15 protein-coding genes are annotated in these 19,727 nt (G+C 70.5%); 8 read left to right on the top strand and 7 right to left on the bottom strand.

Annotated elements, in window-relative coordinates; translation table 11 throughout:
• The first annotated feature begins 103 nt into the window (after positions 1–103).
• Together ABD198_RS04540 and ABD198_RS04535 are read left to right on the top strand one after the other, a co-directional pair.
• Positions 104–1,375 (top strand): nucleotide sugar dehydrogenase, encoded by a 1,272-nt coding sequence (locus ABD198_RS04540; RefSeq protein ID WP_343998023.1) that lies wholly within the window; start codon positions 104–106, stop codon positions 1,373–1,375.
• Complete coding sequence (locus tag ABD198_RS04535; protein WP_343998022.1) at positions 1,372–3,243, top strand: glycosyltransferase; 1,872 nt, start codon at positions 1,372–1,374, stop codon at positions 3,241–3,243. Before ABD198_RS04540 ends, ABD198_RS04535 begins: the two co-directional genes overlap by 4 nt.
• 107 nt (positions 3,244–3,350) lie before the next feature.
• Here the strand turns inward: ABD198_RS04535 and ABD198_RS04530 are convergent, their stop codons facing one another.
• From ABD198_RS04530 to ABD198_RS04515, 4 genes are all read right to left on the bottom strand, one after another.
• The gene (locus ABD198_RS04530; RefSeq protein WP_343998021.1) at positions 3,351–4,784 is read right to left on the bottom strand and encodes a polysaccharide deacetylase family protein; all 1,434 of its coding nucleotides are present in this window, start codon (positions 4,782–4,784) and stop codon (positions 3,351–3,353) included.
• A gap of 54 nt (positions 4,785–4,838) precedes the next feature.
• A complete protein-coding gene (locus ABD198_RS04525; RefSeq protein WP_343998020.1) occupies positions 4,839–6,290 on the bottom strand; it encodes a cellulose binding domain-containing protein in 1,452 nt (483 codons plus the stop codon).
• A gap of 144 nt (positions 6,291–6,434) precedes the next feature.
• A complete protein-coding gene (locus tag ABD198_RS04520) occupies positions 6,435–8,564 on the bottom strand; it encodes a 3-hydroxyacyl-CoA dehydrogenase NAD-binding domain-containing protein (RefSeq protein WP_343998019.1) in 2,130 nt (709 codons plus the stop codon).
• The gene (locus tag ABD198_RS04515; protein ID WP_343998018.1) at positions 8,561–9,781 is read right to left on the bottom strand and encodes a thiolase family protein; all 1,221 of its coding nucleotides are present in this window, start codon (positions 9,779–9,781) and stop codon (positions 8,561–8,563) included. Before ABD198_RS04515 ends, ABD198_RS04520 begins: the two co-directional genes overlap by 4 nt.
• 216 nt (positions 9,782–9,997) lie before the next feature.
• On the opposite strand from ABD198_RS04515, the gene ABD198_RS04510 reads away from it, so the two are divergent.
• Both ABD198_RS04510 and ABD198_RS04505 read left to right on the top strand, forming a co-directional pair.
• Complete coding sequence (locus ABD198_RS04510; protein WP_343998017.1) at positions 9,998–10,567, top strand: PadR family transcriptional regulator; 570 nt, start codon at positions 9,998–10,000, stop codon at positions 10,565–10,567.
• Between the two features lie 77 nt (positions 10,568–10,644).
• Positions 10,645–12,369, top strand: a complete 1,725-nt coding sequence (locus ABD198_RS04505; protein ID WP_343998016.1) for an acyl-CoA dehydrogenase family protein — start codon at positions 10,645–10,647, stop codon at positions 12,367–12,369.
• 79 nt (positions 12,370–12,448) lie between these two features.
• On the opposite strand, the gene ABD198_RS04500 is transcribed toward ABD198_RS04505, so the two are convergent.
• The 3 genes from ABD198_RS04500 to ABD198_RS04490 all read right to left on the bottom strand — a co-directional run bounded on the left by ABD198_RS04500 (position 12,449) and on the right by ABD198_RS04490 (position 15,532).
• Positions 12,449–13,735: a ribonuclease D gene (locus ABD198_RS04500; protein ID WP_343998015.1), complete on the bottom strand. Its 1,287-nt coding sequence runs from the start codon at positions 13,733–13,735 to the stop codon at positions 12,449–12,451.
• Positions 13,736–13,917: 182 nt separating this feature from the next.
• Entirely contained in the window at positions 13,918–14,580 is a 663-nt protein-coding gene (locus ABD198_RS04495) for a helix-turn-helix transcriptional regulator (RefSeq protein ID WP_004923664.1), read from the bottom strand.
• A 277-nt stretch (positions 14,581–14,857) separates the two neighbouring features.
• Positions 14,858–15,532 (bottom strand): DUF3000 domain-containing protein, encoded by a 675-nt coding sequence (locus ABD198_RS04490; protein WP_343998014.1) that lies wholly within the window; start codon positions 15,530–15,532, stop codon positions 14,858–14,860.
• Positions 15,533–15,685: 153 nt separating this feature from the next.
• Here ABD198_RS04490 and hemE point away from each other — a divergent pair, with 153 nt between their 5' ends.
• The 4 genes from hemE (at position 15,686) to ABD198_RS04470 (ending at position 19,647) form a co-directional block, all read left to right on the top strand.
• Positions 15,686–16,753 carry a uroporphyrinogen decarboxylase gene (gene hemE, locus ABD198_RS04485; RefSeq protein WP_343998013.1) on the top strand — a complete coding sequence of 356 codons (1,068 nt, stop codon included), beginning with the start codon at positions 15,686–15,688 and terminating at the stop codon, positions 16,751–16,753.
• 122 nt (positions 16,754–16,875) lie between these two features.
• Entirely contained in the window at positions 16,876–17,535 is a 660-nt protein-coding gene (locus ABD198_RS04480; RefSeq protein ID WP_343998012.1) for a ScbR family autoregulator-binding transcription factor, read from the top strand.
• Between the two features lie 325 nt (positions 17,536–17,860).
• Positions 17,861–18,451 (top strand): TetR family transcriptional regulator, encoded by a 591-nt coding sequence (locus tag ABD198_RS04475; protein WP_343998011.1) that lies wholly within the window; start codon positions 17,861–17,863, stop codon positions 18,449–18,451.
• A 149-nt stretch (positions 18,452–18,600) separates the two neighbouring features.
• Positions 18,601–19,647 (top strand): NAD(P)/FAD-dependent oxidoreductase, encoded by a 1,047-nt coding sequence (locus ABD198_RS04470; RefSeq protein WP_343998010.1) that lies wholly within the window; start codon positions 18,601–18,603, stop codon positions 19,645–19,647.
• The last annotated feature ends 80 nt before the right edge of the window (positions 19,648–19,727 follow it).

Raw genomic sequence — 19,727 nt, 5'->3', positions numbered from 1 at the left:
AAGGTTCTGTTAGCCTCCTCGGACATGTTCGAAATACGTGGGGGGCTTGCGCTGCCCGCGTGCGGCCTGCTCGTGGCCGAGCAACGGGGTTGGGAATGGTGTCGTGAGCAGATCCTCCACGACGGATCTTGTCGTTGTCGGACTCGGTTACGTGGGGCTGCCCTTGGCCCGCTCCGCCGCCGCGGCCGGACTGAAGGTGGTCGGCCTCGACCGCAGCCGCCAGGTGGTCGACGGCCTCAACAGCGGCCGCTCGCACGTGGATGACATCACCGACGCCGAGGTCGCCACGATGCTCGAGCAGGGCTTTTGCGCCTCCGACCGGCCCGAGGTGATCGCCGAGGCCGCCGCCGTCGTCATCTGCGTGCCCACCCCGCTCACCGAGTACGGCTCCCCGGACCTCGGCGCCGTGCACGCCGCGGTCGAGGACATCGCCACCCACTTCAAGCCCGGCACCCTCGTGGTCCTGGAGTCCACGACCTACCCCGGCACCACCGACGAGGTCGTCCGCCCCCGCCTCGAGGCCGGTGGCCTCAAGGCCGGCCGGGACTTCCACCTCGCCTTCTCGCCCGAGCGCATCGACCCGGGCAACGCCTCCTTCGGCCTGGAGAACACCCCCAAGGTCGTCGGCGGAGTCACCGCCGACTGCACCAAGGCCGCCCGCGCCCTCTACGAGCGCTTCGTGGCCCGCGTGGTCGAGGCCAAGGGCACCCGCGAGGCGGAGATGGCCAAGCTGCTGGAGAACACCTACCGGCACGTCAACATCGCCCTCGTCAACGAGATGTCGATGTTCTGCCGGGAGATCGGCGTGGACCTGTGGGACGCCATCCGCTGCGCCTCCACCAAGCCGTTCGGCTTCGCGCCGTTCTACCCCGGCCCCGGCGTCGGCGGGCACTGCATCCCGATCGACCCCAACTACCTGTCCTACAAGGTGCGTTCGCTGGGCATCCCGTTCCGCTTCGTGGAGCTGGCGCAGGAGATCAACCAGCGCATGCCCGTGCACGTGGTCAACCGCGTCGCCGACCTGCTCAACCACGAGGGCAAGGCGGTCCGCGGCTCCCGTGTGCTGCTGATCGGCGTCACCTACAAGCCGGACATCTCGGACCAGCGCGAGAGCCCCGCCCTGGCGGTCGCCGAGAACCTGATCGCGCGCGGCGCCGGACTGGTCTACTTCGACCCGCACGTCGAGGGCTGGACCGTCGGCGGCGAGCAGATCGAGCGCGCCGGCGACTACCTGGCCGCCGCCGAGGCCGCAGACCTCACCATCCTGCTCCAGCCCCACCGGGAGATCGACCTGGACCTGCTGGCCGATCGCGCCCGCAAGCTCTTCGACACCCGCGGCAAGACCTCCGATCATCCCCGGGTGGTCAAGCTGTGACGACTGAGGATACGTACATACCCGGAGCCGTCGACTCCGACGGGCGCCGAGCCCACCGCAAACGACGGCACCTGAAGGTCTCGTACTTCTTCTTCATCGCCATCGCCGCCGTCATCGCCACCCGGCTCGACTCCGACTCGCTGCACCTGTACTCGATGGGTGCCATGGGCCTGCTGGGCCTGAAGATGTTCGGCGCCCTCTTCTACCGGCCCGCCAAGGCGGGCCGCGAGGAGCTGCAGTACCTCGAGGAGTGCTGGGTCACCGCGGTCATCCCGATCTACAACGAGGACCCGGTGATGTTCGAGCAGGGCATGCGCTCCCTGCTCGCGCAGAGCCGGCTGCCCAACGAGATCCACATCATCGACGACTGCAGCGCCGACCCGGCCGGTATCCGGGCGGCGAGGAAGCTGCGCCCCGAGTTCGAGGCGAAGGGCGTCAAGTACACCGTCAGCGTCCAGCCCGAGAACAAGGGCAAGCGCGAGGCGCTGGCCCTCGGCTTCGAGGCGGCCCCGTACTCCGACATCTTCCTGTGCGTGGACTCCGACACCGTGCTCTCCCGGGACACGGTCCGTGAGCTGCTGCTGCCGCTGGCCGACGAGAAGATCATGGCCTCCACCGGCATGGTGCTGGCGCTCAACCACGACAGCAATGTCTTCACCCGCCTGCAGGACCTGCGCTACGGCAACTCCTTCCTCTTCGAGCGGGCCGCCTACTCGCGGCTGAAGTCCGTGCTGTGCTGCTGCGGCGCCCTGTCGGCGTACCGCGGCTCGCTGGTGCGCAAGTACCTGCCGGACTTCCTCAACCAGCAGTTCCTGGGCAAGCCGGCCGTCTTCGGCGACGACCGCCGCATGACCAACTACTGCCTGATGGAGGGCCAGGTCGTCTTCCAGGAGACCGCGGTCGGCTACACCGCCGTCCCCGAGAAGCTGCCGCACTTCCTGCGCCAGCAGGTCCGCTGGAACAAGTCCTTCTTCCGCGAGTCCCTGTGGGCCTTCCGGCACCAGAAGAAATACCGCCCGGCCTTCTGGCTGACCTGCATGGAGCTCGGCCTGTGGCTGGTGTTCGGCTCGGCCATGTTCTACTCCATGGTCATCCTGCCGATCATGCACCCGGCCCGGTTCCTCGACCACATCGGCGACTACGCGCTGTTCATGGTCCTCATGGGCTATCTGCGCAACGTCCGCTATCTGGACTTCCCGCGCCGCGGCATGGGCTTCATCAAGCGGTTCGGCATGTTCCTGCTGGCCCCGCTGTACGGCCTGATCCAGCTGTTCCTGCTGACCCCGCTGCGCTTCTACGCCCTGCTCACCCTGCACAAGGGCAGCTGGGGCACCCGCCAGGGCGGTGTCGAGGTGTCCGTGGGCGGCGACCACGAGGCCGAGATGACGGAGATCTGGGAGGAGGAGGACCCCTACTCCGACAAGCAGGTCACCGAGACGCTGCAGCTGATGCGCCTGGAGGGCGTGGCGCTGCGCACCCGCCCCCGCCCGGCCTACATCCCCAGCCAGCCGCAGCCGCTGCCCGGGTACGACGAGCAGCTGCACCAGAACATGCCGCAGCAGCCCGTCCGCTGGGGCACTCCCGCGGCGGCTCCGGCCCCGGAGCCCGCGCCCGCTCCGGCGCCCGTGGGCTACGGCGGCGGACACCAGTGGCAGCAGGGCGGCGGCGCCCAGCCGGGCCCGTACCCGCAGCAGCCCTACCCGCCGCAGCAGCACCACCAGCAGCCGTACCCGCAGCAGGGGCAGCAGCAGCCGTACCCGCCGCAGCAGGGGCATCCGCAGGCTCCGCAGCAGCGCGGCCCGCACAACCCCGGCTACCCGCCGCAGGACCCGAACTGGCCGCAGAACGGCCAGGGCGACGGCTGGTAGGCCCACGCGGCGAGCGAAGGTCACCATCGACCGCATGACATGACGAAGGGGGCGGCCCTCAACGGGCCGCCCCCTTCGTCATGTCCGCAGAAACCTGTCGTGCGGGCCTACTTGTAGTAGGCCATCGCCTCCTCGACCGTCACCACCGGGATGTCCCGGTCCTGGAGCTCCTGCATCAGCTTGGTGAGCCCCGCCGTGCCGATCTCCGTGCTGGTCTTCGGCGCACCCTCGACGATCTTGTGCAGGCAGAGGATGAGCCAGTCGCCGCTCTCGGCGCACCGGTCGAGCTTGCCGCCCTCCTCGGTCAGCCTGGACAGCGCGGTGCCGCCGATGCCCTTGCCGTCGGTGATGCCGGTCAGCGACTTCAGCCGGTAGGGGTGAGCCGGGGCGAACGACTCGATGGTCTCGGAGATGATCGTGCGGGCGGTGGTGAAGTGCCGGCTGGCGATCAGGTCCACCGGGACGCCGTCCTTGGTCTTCTGGAACGCCCCGTGCGGGTAGGCGAAGTGCTCGCTGGTGAAGCCGTTGGACACGAGCCACTCCCGCAGCTTGCGGAAGTCCTCGTCGGCCTCCTCCGCGGTGAGCTTGGGGTAGCTCGCGGTGTGCACCGCGTTGGCGTAGGAGTGCCCGGCCATCTCCCAGCCGGAGAAGTTCTGCATGGACCGCATCTGGTCGACGGTCAGGAAGCTCCCGGTGCCGATGGCGTCGGCGATGTTGTAGATGGTGCCCGGGAAGCCGAAGGAGTCCATGATCGGCCGGGCCAGGTCGTGGATCGACTTGTGGGAGTCGTCGAAGGTGATGGAGACGACGCCCTTGGGGAAGACGTCGGTGGTGTCCGGTATCAGCTCCACGGCCTGGAGCCGGTAGGTCACCTGCCCGCCCGCGTCGTCGTAGACCGCGAAGGACATGTCGGTGAAGCCGGTGGTGGTGGAGGGCTTGCCCGCGGCCGAGATGCTGTACGCGTCAGCCGCGCCGCTGACGTCCGCCCACTGCAGGTGGACCGTCACCCACTCACCGGACTGCACATAGTTGGCCGCGGTCTTGGAGTGGACGTGGAAGTTCCAGACGAAGTAGTTCGTCAGCCCGCCGCTGCCCAGGTAGAAGACCAGCTTGGCCAGGTTGCTCACGTCGTCGACGCGGAACAGCAGCCGGATCATCTTGCCGGTCGCGTTCAGCTCGGCCATGCCCGTCTTGCGGACGTAGGACTGCTTGCCGGTGCCGTTGGTGGTCACCCGCACCGACTGGGTGCCCCGCACGAACTGGGTCCTGTCGTTCACCTCGGCCGACGCCGTGCCCGCGCCGCCGGCCTTCCAGCCGTGCGAGTCCTGGAACTGCTGCGACCAGGTGGCCCGGCGGTTCTTGGGACGCCGGCCGGAGGGAGCGTAGGGCGGGGGAGTGGTCAGTCCCCCGATGGCCCCCTCGGCGGCCGCCTGCGGGCCGGCCGCGGACTGGGCCGCGACATTGCCGAGCCAGGCGCCCCCGCCCGCCATCGCCACACCGCCCGCTCCGCCCATCAGCAGCGCGGCCCGGCGGCTGACCACCGGCCTGTCACTCGCAGCGGCACGACCGTGTGAGTTGGCCCGCCTCTTGCCCACCTATGACTCCTGAACCGTGTCGAAGTAGTTCCTGCCGCTCTCGGCGAAGCCCTCGACCTGGGCCTGGACTTCCTTCGCCGAGAGGGTGTCGTTCGCGTTGTAGTAGAGCCAGTCGACCTTCATGTCCCAGGCCCGCTCGCCCTTGAACGGCAGGTCGATGAACCAGTGGTTGAAGTTCACCGACATCCCCGCGCGCGGGGCGTACTTGCCGCTGCTGACGAACAGCTTCTTGCCGTCGATCCAGTAGGAGACGACGTCGTCCTGCACCCGGATCATCACCGTGTGCCAGGCGTCGAGGCTCTTGTCGGTGGTCTGGTAGACGCGGTCGTTGGTCTTGTGGTCGTACCAGGTCACCGTGTCGAGCTTGGGCCCCGGGCGGCCCCAGCCGCCGTTGGGCATGTACTCGTTGTCCAGCTCGCTGTACGTCGAGCCCTTGCCGCCGATGGTGTAGAAGGTCTGGTTGACGTGGTCGCCCTTGTCACCGGTGGCGGGCTTGTCGCTGAAGTGGATCCGGGCCGCGTACGTCCCCTCGCGGAACTTGCTCGCGGCGGTGCCCAGGCTGGCCTGCCGGGTGCCCGCCTCGGTGCCGTCGGTGCTGGCCCGCAGCTGCAGCACCTGACCGGAGTTCAGGGCCTGCTCGTCGCCGGGGAAGGTGACGCCGTCGGCCGACCAGGTGTTCTCGATGCCGGGGCCGCCCTTGCTGGTGCGCACCAGCCAGCCGTGCTTGAACAGGGCCGGGTCCTTGGCGCCGAGGTAGTCGAAGGTGTCGAAGAGCACGCCCTCGGGGGCCTCCGGCACCGGGTCGGCGGCCGCGGCCGCCTTCGCCTTCGACCGGTCGTCGGCCGGCTTGGTGCCGTCCGGCTCCTCGCCCCAGGCGAGCACGCCCTTGTTGTACGCGGTGACCTTCTGCGCCTCGCGGTAGCTGGTCATCTTCGCGTCGAAGGAGCGGTCGTCGGACTGGTTCAGCTTCTTGTGGTCGGTGCGGAACAGCTGCAGGTCGATGCCCTTGCTGTTGGCCCCCGGCTTCAGCGTGCCCGCCGCCTTGCTGAACCGCATCTCCAGATACCGGTCGGCGTTTCCGGCCGGTTTGTCCATCTCCACCACCCGGCCCGCCAGATTCGAGCAGCCGAAGGCGGCGTTGACGCAGTTGAAGGCGTACGACGCGGACTCGTCGGCGGTGAAGTAGTACCGCAGTGTGACATCGCTGAGCGGCAGCGGCTTGTCCGTCTTGTTGAACACCTCGAGCGAGGGCCTGGCCGCCGGCGCCGTGGCCGGGGTGTCGGTGCGGTAGCGCACCAGGAGCTCGGGGGGATCCGGATTCGCCTTCTTGTACAGGGGCTTCCAGTACGGGTACGTCACCGTGGCGCCTGCGGCGAGCACGGCCACGATCAGCAGCAGCCGTATCTTGGGCCAGACCCGACGTCGGGGTGGGCGGCGGCGGGTGGACGCCACGGGGACTCCTCAGCGGAACGGCACGACGTTTGTGTGAACAGGTGGTGGGATGGTGTGGAGATCCTATCGGCACCTGTGTGACGAAAGGGGGCGGGCCGCACGGATCGTTATCCGTGCGGCCCGCCCCCTTGGCAGGGACGGCGGTTACGCCGGGACGCTCGCCACGCCCGGGGCCAGGAACCGCTTGCCGTTGACGCGCTCGGAGACGCCCTCACGGTCCAGGTACGGCGTGATGCCGCCCAGGTGGAACGGCCAGCCGGCGCCGGTGATCAGGCAGAGGTCGATGTCCTGCGGCTCGGCGACCACGCCCTCCTCGAGCATGAGGCCGATCTCCTGCGCCACCGCGTCCAGCACGCGGGCGCGCACCTGCTCCTCGGTGAGGACGGTGTCGCCCTGCTTCAGCAGCGCGGCGACCTCCGGGTCCAGCTCCGGCTTGCCGCTGTCGTAGACGTAGAAGCCGCGCTTGCCCGCCTCGACGACCGCCTTGAGGTTCGGGGAGACCTTGAAGCGGTCCGGGAACGCCTTGTTGAGCGTCTCGGAGACGTGCAGACCGATCGCCGGGCCGACCAGCTCCAGCAGCACCAGCGGCGACATCGGCAGACCCAGCGGCTCGACGGCCTTCTCGGCGGTCTCCACGGGGGTGCCCTCGTCGATGACGTTCTGGATCTCGCCCATGAAGCGGGTCAGGATGCGGTTCACGACGAACGCCGGGGCGTCCTTGACCAGCACCGCGGTCTTCTTCAGCTTCTTGGCGACGGCGAACGCGGTCGCGAGCGACGCGTCGTCGGTCTTCTCGCCGCGGACGATCTCCAGCAGCGGGAGCACGGCGACCGGATTGAAGAAGTGGAAGCCGACGACCCGCTCGGGGTGCTTCAGCTTCGACGCCATCTCCGACACCGACAGCGAGGAGGTGTTGGTGGCGAGGATCGCGTGCTCCGGGGCGACCGCCTCGACCTCGGCGAACACCTGCTGCTTGACGCCCATCTCCTCGAACACGGCCTCGATCACGAAGTCCGCGTCCGCGAAGCCCTCGGCCTTGTCCAGGACACCGGTGACCAGCGCCTTGAGGCGGTTGGCCTTGTCCTGGTTGATGCGGCCCTTGCCGAGCAGCTTGTCGATCTCGGCGTGGACGTAGCCGACGCCCTTGTCGATGCGCTCCTGGTCGATGTCGGTCAGCACGACCGGCACCTCCAGGCGGCGCACGAACAGCAGCGCGAGCTGGGAGGCCATCAGACCGGCGCCCACGACACCGACCTTGGTGACCGGGCGGGCCAGGTTCTTGTCCGGGGCGGCCGCGGGGCGCTTGCCGCGCTTCTGCACCAGGTTGAACGCGTAGATGCCGGCGCGCAGTTCACCGCCCATGATCAGGTCGGCGAGCGCCCGGTCCTCGGCGTCGTAACCCTGCTGCAGGTCGCCGTTCTTGGCGGCGGCGATGATGTCCAGGGCGCGGTAGGCGGCCGGGGCGGCGCCGTGCACCTTGGAGTCGGCGAAGGCGCGGCCGCGCTCGACGGCCTGGTCCCAGGCCTCGCCGCGGTCGATCACCGGGCGCTCGACCTCGATCTCGCCCTTGAGGACCTTGGCGGTCCAGTTCAGCGACTGCTCCAGGAAGTCCGCGCCCTCGAAGATCGCGTCGGCGATGCCGAGCTCGAAGACCTGCTTGCCCTTGAGCTGCTTGTTCTGGTTGAGGCTGTTCTCGATGATCACCGAGACGGCCTTGTCGGCGCCGATCAGGTTCGGCAGCAGGGTGCAGCCGCCCCAGCCGGGCACCAGGCCGAGGAAGACCTCGGGCAGCGAGAAGGCGGGAACGGCGGCGGACACCGTGCGGTAGGTGCAGTGCAGACCGACCTCGACGCCACCGCCCATGGCGGCGCCGTTGTAGTAGGCGAACGTCGGCACGGCGAGCTTGGAGAGCCGCTTGAAGACCTCGTGGCCGCCCTTGCCGATGGCCAGCGCGTCCTCGTGCCGCTTCAGCAGCTCGACGCCCTTGAGGTCGGCGCCGACGGCGAAGATGAACGGCTTGCCGGTGATGCCGACGCCGGCGATCTCGCCGTCCGCGGCCTCCTTCTCCACCTGGTCGACGGCGGCGTTGAGGTTCGCCAGCGACTGGGGGCCGAAGGTGGTGGGCTTGGTGTGGTCCAGCCCGTTGTCCAGGGTGATCAGGGCGAAGCGCCCGGCGCCCAGCGGCAGGTCGAAGTGGCGCACATGCGCCTGGGTGACGACCTCGTCCGGGAACAGCTCGGCCGCACCCTTCAACAGCTCAGCGGTGGTGCTCACTTGTTGCCTCCGTCGAAGTGCGGGTTCTCCCAGATGACCGTCGCGCCCATGCCGAAGCCCACGCACATGGTGGTCAGGCCGTAGCGGACGTGCGGCTGCTCCTCGAACTGGCGGGCCAGCTGCGTCATCAGACGGACGCCGGAGGAGGCGAGCGGGTGGCCGAAGGCGATGGCGCCGCCGTACTGGTTGACGCGCTCGTCGTCGTCGGCGATGCCGTAGTGGTCGAGGAAGGCCAGCACCTGGACGGCGAAGGCCTCGTTGATCTCGAACAGGCCGATGTCGGAGATGGACAGGCCCGCCTGGGCGAGCGCCTTCTCCGTGGCGGGGATCGGGCCGTAGCCCATGACCTCGGGCTCGACGCCGGCGAAGGCGTAGGAGACCAGGCGCATCTTCACCGGCAGGCCGTGCTCGCGGGCGAAGTCCTCGGAGGCGATGATCGAGGCCGTGGCGCCGTCGTTCAGACCGGCCGCGTTGCCCGCGGTGACCCGGCCGTGGACGCGGAACGGCGTCTTGAGGTTCGCCAGGTTCTCCAGGGTGGTGCCCGGACGCATCGGCTCGTCGGCGGTGACCAGGCCCCAGCCGGTCTCGCCGCCCTCGGGGTTGGTCCGGCGCACCGAGATCGGCACCAGGTCGGCCTGGATCTTGCCGTTGGCGTACGCCTTGGCGGCCTTCTCCTGGGAGCGCACCGCGTACTGGTCGGCGCGCAGCTTGGTGATCTGCGGGTAGCGGTCGTGCAGGTTCTCCGCGGTCATGCCCATGAACAGGGCGGACTCGTCGACCAGCTTCTCGGAGACGAAGCGCGGGTTGGGGTCCACACCCTCGCCCATCGGGTGGCGGCCCATGTGCTCGACACCGCCGGCGATGGCGACGTCGTACGCCCCGAAGGCGACGGAGCCGGCCACCGTGGTCACGGCGGTCAGGGCACCGGCGCACATGCGGTCGATGGAGTAGCCCGGCACGGACTGCGGCAGACCCGCGAGGATCCCGGCGGTGCGGCCGATGGTCAGGCCCTGGTCACCGATCTGCGTGGTCGCGGCGATGGCGACCTCGTCGATCTCCTTCGGGTCGAGACCGGGGTTGCGGCGCAGCAGCTCCCGGATGGCCTTGACGACGAGGTCGTCGGCACGGGTCTCGTGGTAGATGCCCTTCGGGCCCGCCTTGCCGAACGGGGTGCGGACGCCGTCGACGAAGACGACGTCCCTGACGGTACGAGGCACGATGGCTCTCCTCCAGGTACGGGATGCTGAGCGCTTGCTTAAGCATCATGCTACTTATGAGTAACGTGGCTGCCCACCCCTGGGCGAACGAGCGGCGAAGGTCACACGGAAGCACCGGTTCGGCGGAGTGCCCGCGCGGTGCCGGGGTCGTCGCGGTGAGCCGTGTCTCACCAGGGGAGGCTTGTCTATGCAACGAGTTGCATAGAGCATCGTGGCATGGCCCTCGAACACGCGATCCTCGTCTCCCTGCTGGAGAAGCCGGGCTCCGGCTACGAGCTGTCCCGGCGCTTCGAGCGGTCCATCGGCCACTTCTGGACCGCCACCCACCAGCAGATCTACCGCGTGCTCAAGCGCATGGAGGCCGACGGCTGGATCGATGTGCGCGAGGTGCCCCAGGAGGGCCGCCCGGACAAGAAGGAGTACTCCGTCTCCGCCGCCGGACGCGACGCCCTCGCCCGGTGGCTGCACGAGCCCAGCGAGCCCGAGAGCATCCGGCACGAGCTCGCCGTGAAGATCCGCGGCGCCGCCTTCGACGACCCGGCCGCACTGATCGCCGAGGTCGAACGCCACCGGGCCGCCCACAGCGAACGGCTCGCGCACTACCTGGCCGGCGAACAGCGCGACTTCACCGGCCCCGGCGCACCGGCCGGCACCGACCCCGGCCGGGAGCTCCAGCACGTCGTGCTCCGCGGCGGCATCGCCTACGAGCGCATGACCCTCGCCTGGCTCGACGACGTCCTGGCCACGCTGCGCCGCCTCGGCGACGACCCGGACCCCCGGACCTGACGCCTCACCCGCTCGTTTGCCCGTTCACCTGTTCGTTCACTTCCACCTCGACCCTCACGCCGGAAAGGCGATCGACGATGACGGACCCGCTGCTGTTCAACCCGCGCACCTACGACCCGGCCCACTTCGACCCCGAGACCCGGCGGCTGCTGCGCGCCACCGTCGACTGGTTCGAGGAGCGCGGCAAGCGCAGGCTCATCGAGGACTACCGCTCCCGCGCCTGGCTCGCGGACTTCCTCGCCTTCGCCGCCAAGGAGAACCTCTTCGCCACCTTCCTCACCCCCGCCTCCGCAGCCGGTGAAGGGGACGAGCACAAGCGCTGGGACACCGCCCGGATCGCCGCCCTCAACGAGATACTCGGCTTCTACGGGCTCGACTACTGGTACGCCTGGCAGGTCACCATCCTCGGCCTCGGCCCGGTCTGGCAGAGCGACAACGCCGCCGCCCGCGCCCGCGCCGCCGAACTCCTCGACCAGGGCGAGGTGTTCGCCTTCGGCCTGTCCGAGAAGGCGCACGGCGCCGACATCTACTCCACCGACATGCTCCTCGAGCCCGACGGGCAGGGCGGTTTCACCGCGAACGGCTCCAAGTACTACATCGGCAACGGCAACGCCGCCGGACTTGTCTCCGTCTTCGGCCGCCGCACCGACGCCGAGGGCCCCGACGGCTACGTCTTCTTCGCCGCCGACAGCCGCCACCCCGCGTACCACCTGGTGAAGAACGTCGTCGACTCCTCCAAGTACGTCAGCGAGTTCCGGCTGGAGAACTACCCGGTCCGCGCCGAGGACGTGCTGCACACCGGCCGCGCCGCCTTCGACGCCGCGCTCAACACCGTCAACGTCGGCAAGTTCAACCTGTGCACCGCCTCCATCGGCATCTGCGAGCACGCGATGTACGAGGCGGTCACCCACGCCCACAACCGGATCCTCTACGGCCGCCCCGTCACCGCCTTCCCGCACGTCCGCCGCGAGCTGACCGACGCCTACGTCCGGCTGGTCGGCATGAAGCTGTTCAGCGACCGCGCCGTCGACTACTTCCGCTCCGCCGGCCCCGACGACCGCCGCTACCTCCTTTTCAACCCGATGACCAAGATGAAGGTCACCACCGAGGGCGAGAAGGTCATCGACCTGATGTGGGACGTCATCGCCGCCAAGGGCTTCGAGAAGGACAACTACTTCGCCCAGGCCGCCGTCGAGATCCGGGGGCTGCCGAAGCTGGAGGGCACGGTCCACGTCAACCTGGCGCTGATCCTCAAGTTCATGCGCAACCACCTGCTGAACCCGGCCGAGTACCCGCCGGTGCCGACCCGCCTGGACGCGGCCGACGACGACTTCCTCTTCCGGCAGGGCCCGGCCCGCGGCCTCGGCTCCATCCGCTTCCACGACTGGCGCACCGCCTTCGACACGTACGCGCACCTGCCCAACGTCGCCCGCTTCCGGGAGCAGGCGGACGCGCTGTGCGAGTTCGTCACCACGGCCGCGCCGGACGAGGAGCAGAGCCGCGACCTGGACCTGCTGCTCGCCGTGGGCCAGCTGTTCGCGCTGGTCGTGCACGGCCAGCTGATCCTCGAACAGGCCGCGCTGACGTCCCTCGACGAGGACGTCCTCGACGAGCTCTTCGCCGTCCTCATCCGTGACTTCTCCGCGCACGCGGTCGAACTCCACGGCAAGGATTCGGCGACGGAGGCCCAGCAGCACTGGGCCCTGGGCGCGGTGCGCCGCCCGGCGGCCGACCCCTCCCGCTCCGAGCGCGTCTGGCAACGCGTCGAGTCCCTGTCGGGCGCGTACGAGATGGCGCCGTAACGGGGCTTTCCGTCGTACGCCGGGTGCGGGGGCGTCGTGGCTGGGCGCGCAGTTCCCCGCGCCCCTGGGGGTTGGTGCCCTAGCCGGACTTGGCCAGGGCCTCCATCAGTACTGGGGTGACCAGTTCCACCTGCCAGGGGCGGGCGCCGTGGGAGGTGAGGGCGGCGGCGACGGAGTCGGCGGTGACGACCGCCGGAGGCTCCCAGCAGACGCGGCGCACCGTGTCCGGAGTGATCAGGTTCTCCTGGGGCATGTTCAGCTGTTCCGCGAGCTTGGTGACCCCGGCCTTGGCCGCGGTGAGGCGGGCCGCCGCGGCCGGGTCCTTGTCGGCCCAGGCACGCGGCGGCGGCGGCCCCGTCACCGGCTGCCCCGGCTGCGGCAGCCGGGACTCGCTCAGCGCCCGCGCCCGGTCGACCGCCGCCTGCCACTGCTCCAGCTGGCGGCGGCTCACCCGCTGCCCGAAGCCGTTCAGCGCGGCCAGCGCCCGCGTGTCCGCGGGCATCGCCAGCGCCGCCTCGACGATGGCCGCGTCGGAGAGCACCTTGCCCGGCGAGACGTCCCTGCGCTGGGCGATCCGGTCCCGGGTCAGCCACAGCTCCCGCACCACCGCCATCTGCCGGCGCCGGCGCACCCTGTGCATGCCGGAGGTGCGCCGCCAGGGCTCCTTGCGCGGCTCGGGCGGCGGCGCGGAGGCGATCGCGTCGAACTCCTGCCGTGCCCACTGCAGCTTGCCCTGCCGGTCGAGCTCCTTCTCCAGCGCGTCCCGCAGGTCGACCAGCAGCTCCACGTCGAGCGCGGCGTAGCGCAGCCAGGGCTCGGGCAGCGGCCGGGTGGACCAGTCGACGGCGGAGTGGCCCTTCTCCAGGACGTAGCCGAGCACGTTCTCCACCATGGCGCCGAGGCCGACCCGGGGGAACCCGGCGAGGCGTCCGGCCAGCTCGGTGTCGAAGAGGCGGGTGGGCACCATCCCTATCTCGCGCAGGCAGGGCAGGTCCTGCGTGGCGGCGTGCAGCACCCACTCGGTCCCGGACAGCGCCTCGCCCAGACCGGACAGGTCGGGGCAGGCGATGGGGTCGATCAGCGCGGTACCGGCGCCCTCGCGGCGCAGCTGCACCAGATAGGCGCGCTGGCCGTAGCGGTAACCGGAGGCACGCTCCGCGTCGACGGCGACGGGGCCGGTGCCGGCGGCGAAGGCGGCGATCACCTCGGCGAGGGCGGCCTCGTCCGCGATCACCGGCGGAATGCCCTCGCGGGGCTCCAGCAAGGGGATCGGCGCCTCCGTAGCAGAAGATCCGTCGTCGTCCGGAGGAGCGCCTCCGGTGGTTCGCAGTGATGTGTCTGCTGCGGTGTCGTGGGCGTCGGTCACATGTCAAGAGTATCCGGGTCATGAAGCCGCCCGACGACGGAACGTTCCGTCGACGGGCGGGGGAGGGTCGTATTCCGGTCAGGCCGGAGGACGGACCGGCAGGTGATCCGGCAGATGACCCAGCGGATGGACCGGCAGGTGCCTCGGCAGGGGAAGGGGCAGCGGGAGCGGCACGGCGGCGGTCAGTGGATGATGCCGGTCCGCAGGGCCACCGCGACCATCCCGGCCCGGTCACCCGTGCCGAGCTTGCGGGCGATGCGGGCGAGGTGGCTCTTGACGGTCAGCGCGGACAGGCCCATGGAGACGCCGATCGCCTTGTTCGACTGGCCCTCCGCCACCAGCCGCAGCACCTCGACCTCACGGCCGGACAGCTCGCGGTAGCCGCCCGGGTGGCTCGGGGCACCCGGGGGACGGCGGTGCAGCCGGGCGGCCGCGGCACCGATGGGGGCGGCGCCGGGCCGGGTGGGCAGCCCGAGGTTGGTGCGGGTGCCGGTGACGACGTAGCCCTTCACTCCGCCGGCGAGGGCGTTGCGCACCGCGCCGATGTCGTCGGCGGCGGACAGGGCGAGCCCGTTGGGCCAGCCGGCGGCCCGGGTCTCGGACAGCAGGGTGAGGCCGGAACCGTCCGGCAGATGGACTTCGGCGACGCAGATGTCACGCGGGTTGCCGATGCGGGGGCGGGCCTCCGCGACGGACGAGGCCTCGATGACATCGCGCACACCGAGCGCCCAGAGGTGTCGGGTGACGGTGGAGCGGACACGCGGGTCGGCCACGACCACCATGGCGGTCGGCTTGTTCGGGCGGTAGGCGACCAGGCTTGCGGGCTGCTCGAGGAGAACGGACACCAGGCCTCCTGGGGTGCGGGACGGGGCCGGCTCGTGGGGGTGAAGCCGGGACGAACCGTGCTTTCAAGGTCACAGTCGTCTTCGGCAGCAAACCGGGTGTCCTTTAGAGAATGATCACGAATCGGTGAGTAACAATTCGTGCAATTCGGACACGCGATCGATCATTCGAAGACCGAACGGTTTCGGTAGGCGTCGCAACGCTTACGAAAGTGGCCGTATCGACAAAGTGATTCCCCTGAACGGCGGCACAGTGCCCCGACGCCCCGACCACGGCTGCTCAGCGCGACTGCGGCCCCCGCCGCTGCGGCAGCGTCACCACCGACGCGTCCCCCGGACCGGCCGGCGGCAGCCCCGCCACCTGCGCCAGCAGATCGCACCAGGAGACCAGGTGAGCGGCCGTGTCCGGCACCCCGCCCAGCTCCTCGCGGGGCGTCCAGGAGGCCCGGATCTCGATCTGCGAGGCCGACGGACGCTCCGCCAGACCACCGAAGTAGTGCGAACTGGCCCGCGTCACCGTCCCGCTCGGCTCCCCGTACGTCAGGCCCCGCGCCGCCAGCGCCCCGGTCAGCCACGACCAGCACACGTCCGGCAGCAGCGGATCCGCCGCCATCTCCGGCTCCAGCTCCGCCCGCACCAGCGTCACCAGCCGGAACGTGCCCCGCCAGGCGTCGTGCCCGGCCGGGTCGTACAGCAGCACCAGCCGCCCGTCGGCCAGATCCTGGTCGCCGTCGACGACCGCCGCCTCCAGCGCGTACGCGAACGGCGCCAGCCGCTTGGGCGGGCGGGTCGGCTCCACCTCGATCTGCGGCCGCAGCCGCGCGCTCCGCAACGCGTCCACCGCGGCCCGGAAGGGCAACGGGGCCGCATCCCCCTGATCCGGGTCCTCCCCGGTGTCCTTCGGTTCGTCCATTCCGCCAGCGCCGTCCGACAGTCGTCCCTGAGCCGCAGCCATGCGGGGAAGATTAAGCGGAACCGCGCCCCGGCGCAGGGAGGGACACCCCTGTCTCCCGCCGGGCAGCGGCGGGAGACAGGGGTGTCCGCGAGCCGCGGGAGACGGGCCGGGGTCGTCCGGGGGCCGTGCGCGGGCCGTGGGAGACTTGCCGGTGTGAGTGCCAACACCAGCCCGACGGGCCAGCGAGCCAACCCGACGTACGACAGCGCCTTCCTCAAGGCGTGCAGGCGCGAGCCCGTGCCGCACACCCCGGTGTGGTTCATGCGGCAGGCCGGGCGCTCACTGCCGGAGTACCGCAAGGTGCGCCAGGGCATCGGCATGCTGGAGTCCTGCATGCGGCCGGACCTGGTCACCGAGATCACCCTCCAGCCGGTGCGCCGGCACGGCGTCGACGCGGCGATCTACTTCAGCGACATCGTCGTCCCGCTCAAGGCCATCGGCATCGGCCTCGACATCAAGCCGGGCGTCGGCCCGGTCGTCGAGCAGCCGGTGCGCACCCGCGACGACCTGGCCCGCCTGCGCGACCTCACCCCGGAGGACGTCTCCTACGTCACCGAGGCCGTCGGCATGCTCACCCGCGAGCTGGGCTCCACCCCGCTGATCGGTTTCGCCGGCGCCCCCTTCACCCTCGCGAGCTACCTGGTCGAGGGCGGCCCGTCCCGCACCTACGAGAACGCCAAGGCGATGATGTTCGGCGACCCCGAGCTGTGGGCCGACCTGCTGGACCGCCTCGCCGACATCACGGCCGCCTTCCTCAAGGTGCAGATCGAGGCCGGCGCCTCCGCCGTCCAGCTCTTCGACTCCTGGGCCGGCGCGCTCGCCCCCGCCGACTACCGGCGCTCGGTGCTGCCCGCCTCCGCGAAGGTCTTCGACGCCGTGGCCGGCTACGGCGTCCCGCGCATCCACTTCGGCGTCGGCACCGGCGAGCTGCTGGGCCTGATGGGCGAGGCCGGCGCGGACGTCGTCGGCGTCGACTGGCGCGTCCCGCTGGACGAGGCCGCCCGCCGCGTCGGCCCCGGCAAGGCGCTCCAGGGCAACCTCGACCCGACCGTGCTCTTCGCCGGCCGCGAGGCCGTCGAGGCCAAGGCCCAGGAGGTCCTGGACTCCGCGGCCGGCCTGGAGGGCCACGTCTTCAACCTCGGCCACGGCGTGATGCCGTCCACCGACCCGGACGCCCTGACCCGCCTCGTGGAGTACGTCCACACCCGCACCGCGCGCTGACCACCGGTCGCAGCCGGCCGACCATGGGACGCGGCGGGCAGCCGCCGCACACCAGCGGTCCGGCCCGGCACGCCTCCGGGCCGCGCACGTAACATAGGGAACGTTCTCTTTTGGGGGTTACGATGGCTCAGCGGCCAAAGCAAGAGCGTGCCGTCCAGACCCGCGAGTCGCTCCTTCGCGCGGCCGCGGAGGTCTTCGACGAGGCCGGTTTCGCCGGTGCGAGCATCAGCCGCATCCTCAAAAGGGCGGGACTCACGGCGGGGGCGCTCTACTTCCACTTCGACTCGAAGGAAGACCTGGCACGGGCCGTCATGAACGCCCAGCCCCGGTCGGTCGTTCCGTGGCCGGAGTCCGAGGGGCTGCAGCGACTGGTCGACCTCACCATGGTGTGGGCGCATCAGCTCCAGGTCGACCCGCTGCTGCGGGCGGGCGTGCGACTCACCAGCGAGCAGGGCTCGTTCGGCGTGAAGGACGCGACTCCCTACGAGGAGTGGAGTCAGATCATGACCGAAATCCTGGAGGTCGCCTGCGAGAAGGGGGAGTTGCAGGCCGGCGTCGAGCCCGGGGAGCTGGCCGAATTCGTCGTCGAGGCATGCACCGGGATGCAGACCTACTCGGCCGCCGCCAGCGAGGGGCGAGCCGATCTCGCAGAGCGGGTCGTACGGATGTGGCGTCTGCTGCTCCCCGGCGTCGCCGTTCCGGCCGTCGTCGCCCGCACCCAGGTGAATCCGGAACGGTTCCGGAAACTGATCCAGACCGCCGGTGCCGCTCCGGCACACTGAACGGGCGCGATCGGGGAGCGACCCGGGCGGCCGCGCCGGACCACTGAAGCCGGGGCGGCGCGCGGCTGCGCAGCGCCCCTCCTCGTCCGTGACCGGCGCAGCGATGCCGTGGACGGCGCTCGACCGGGTGCAGCCAGGCGCATTCCGTCCCTCTGGCGCCGTCCACTCCGCCCGGTGCGGCGAGAGACATCGGTCCGGCTCATCCGATACTGCGGCGAACCGGCCTTTCCGTGAAACAATAGCGAACGATCGCTTTGTTTAGTGTGTGGGCCCGACGTCACAGCGGGGCACGCGCCGGGACTCGCCCCGAAGGAGGCGCGACAAGATGGCTGTTCAGGAAAGGGGGGTGCGCACACGCAGGGGACTTGTCCTGGCCGCCGCCCTGGAGATCGACCGGGCCGGCTACGAAGGAGCGACGCTGACCAGGATCTGTGCCGCGGCGTCGGTCTCGATGGGGGCGCTGACCTTTCATTTCCCGTCCAAGGCGGCGCTGGCCGACGCTGTTCAGGAGGAAGGCCGGGCGCTCGCCCAGAGGCTGGTCGGCCGGATACTGGAGTCGCCCGAGCCGACCCTGCGTGCGGTGGCCGACCTGACGGTGGGGCTTGCGGGCCTGCTGGAGGAGGATGTCGTCGTGCGCTCGGCGGCGCGCCTTGCCAGGGAGCGGCCGCAGCAGCCCGACCGCTGGGTGCAGGTCTGGCTGCCCGCCGTGTGTGACCTGCTGGAACGCGCACGAAGGGCCGGCGGAGGGGACATGGTGGCGCACCCCGGGGCGGTGGTCGCTCTGGTCGGCTACCTGCTCACCGGGGCCGAGGCCCAGATGCGGGCCGGGTGCGTCTCGGGGGGGGGCAGGGTGGCCCAGCAGGTGGCGGACATCTGGCGGTTCGTCCTCGACGGCGTCGCGGCGCACAGCGCCTGAGCTGCGCCTTTCCCTGCTCGGTTTCAGTCGGAGCCGAAAACTGCTGGAAAAACAAAGCGAGCGTTCTGTATGGTTCTAGCCCTGGGGGTGATCGTCATCCCTCCGGCGCGTACGGACTGGTGCGCGCCCGTTCGACAGGGGAGATCGAGATGTCAGCAGTCGTGAGGGCCGTCGGCCGGCCCGACGTCATGGCGGCGGACGTCGCCGTCGTGGGAGCGGGGCCGTCAGGTTTGTACGCCGCCTACTACGCAGGCTTCCGCGGCCTGTCGGCGGTGGTCGTCGACGCGCTGGACGAACCGGGCGGCCAGGTCGCCGCTCTCTACCCGGAGAAGCTGCTGTACGACGTCGCCGGTCACCCAGCCGTCAAGGGGCGCCAGTTGATCGACAGCCTGGTGGAGCAGACCGAGCCGTTCGGCACCGAGTACCTGCTCGGCCGGACGGTGGTGGAGCTGGACCGCCGGGACGGGGGGTGGACCCTCACCACTGACGACGGTGCCCGGATAGCGGCGGGAGCCGTGGTGATCGCCGCCGGACTGGGGCGCTTCGTACCCCGCCGGCTGCCCTGCTCGGTGCCGTACGAGGGAAAGGGTGTCGCCTACCACGTGCCGGACCCCCGGGCGCACGCCGGACGGGACGTGGTCGTGGTCGGCGGTGGTGACAGCGCCGTCGACTGGGCGCTCGCCCTGGCGCCGATCGCTCGCAGCACGACTCTCGTCCACCGGCGGAACACCTTCCGCGCCCACGAGTACAGCGTCCGGCAGCTGCACGCCTCCCCGGTCCGGGTCGTCACCGAGGCCGAGGTGGTCGCCTGCCACGGCGCGGACCGCCTGGAACGGGTCGAGATCCGGCATGGGGATCAGGTGTCCACTCTGCCCGCGCAGGCACTGGTCGCCGCTCTCGGTTTCACCTCCGGACTCGGTCGGATCGCCGACTGGGGGATCGAGCTCGAGCACCGCAAGATCCCGGTCGACCGGGCGATGAGCACCAACCTGCCCGGCGTCCACGCGGTCGGCGACGTGTGCACCTACCCCGGCCGCGTCCCGCTGATCACCGTCGGCTTCGGTGAGGCCGGCACCGCCGTCAACCACGCGGCGACACGTCTGCGCCCCGGCACCCGCCTTGCGCCCGACCACTCCTCCGACCTGCTCCCCGGCGCCCGTCCCGGCACGGCGGCACCCGCCGCTTCGGCCGCCTAGGTGCAATACCGGTGACTTTGTTGGGGTCTGGTCGTTGGATGGGTTGTGCCAAGGCCGGGTCAGGTGAAGTCGTCGGGGGT

The sequence above is a fragment of the Streptomyces thermocarboxydovorans genome, assembly GCF_039524635.1.
Taxonomy (GTDB): domain Bacteria; phylum Actinomycetota; class Actinomycetes; order Streptomycetales; family Streptomycetaceae; genus Streptomyces; species Streptomyces thermocarboxydovorans.
This window is presented reverse-complemented; position numbering and strand designations above follow the sequence as displayed.

Bases quoted from the DNA above. Each gene is read 5' to 3' on its own strand.
- ABD198_RS04510 (WP_343998017.1), top strand. From the start codon at position 9,998: ATGGCCCTCGAACACGCGATCCTCGTCTCCCTGCTGGAGAAGCCGGGC.
- ABD198_RS04505 (WP_343998016.1), top strand. From the start codon at position 10,645: ATGACGGACCCGCTGCTGTTCAACCCGCGCACCTACGACCCGGCCCAC.
- ABD198_RS04490 (WP_343998014.1), bottom strand. From the start codon at position 15,532: ATGGCTGCGGCTCAGGGACGACTGTCGGACGGCGCTGGCGGAATGGAC.
- ABD198_RS04480 (WP_343998012.1), top strand. From the start codon at position 16,876: ATGGCTCAGCGGCCAAAGCAAGAGCGTGCCGTCCAGACCCGCGAGTCG.
- ABD198_RS04475 (WP_343998011.1), top strand. From the start codon at position 17,861: ATGGCTGTTCAGGAAAGGGGGGTGCGCACACGCAGGGGACTTGTCCTG.
- ABD198_RS04470 (WP_343998010.1), top strand. From the start codon at position 18,601: ATGTCAGCAGTCGTGAGGGCCGTCGGCCGGCCCGACGTCATGGCGGCG.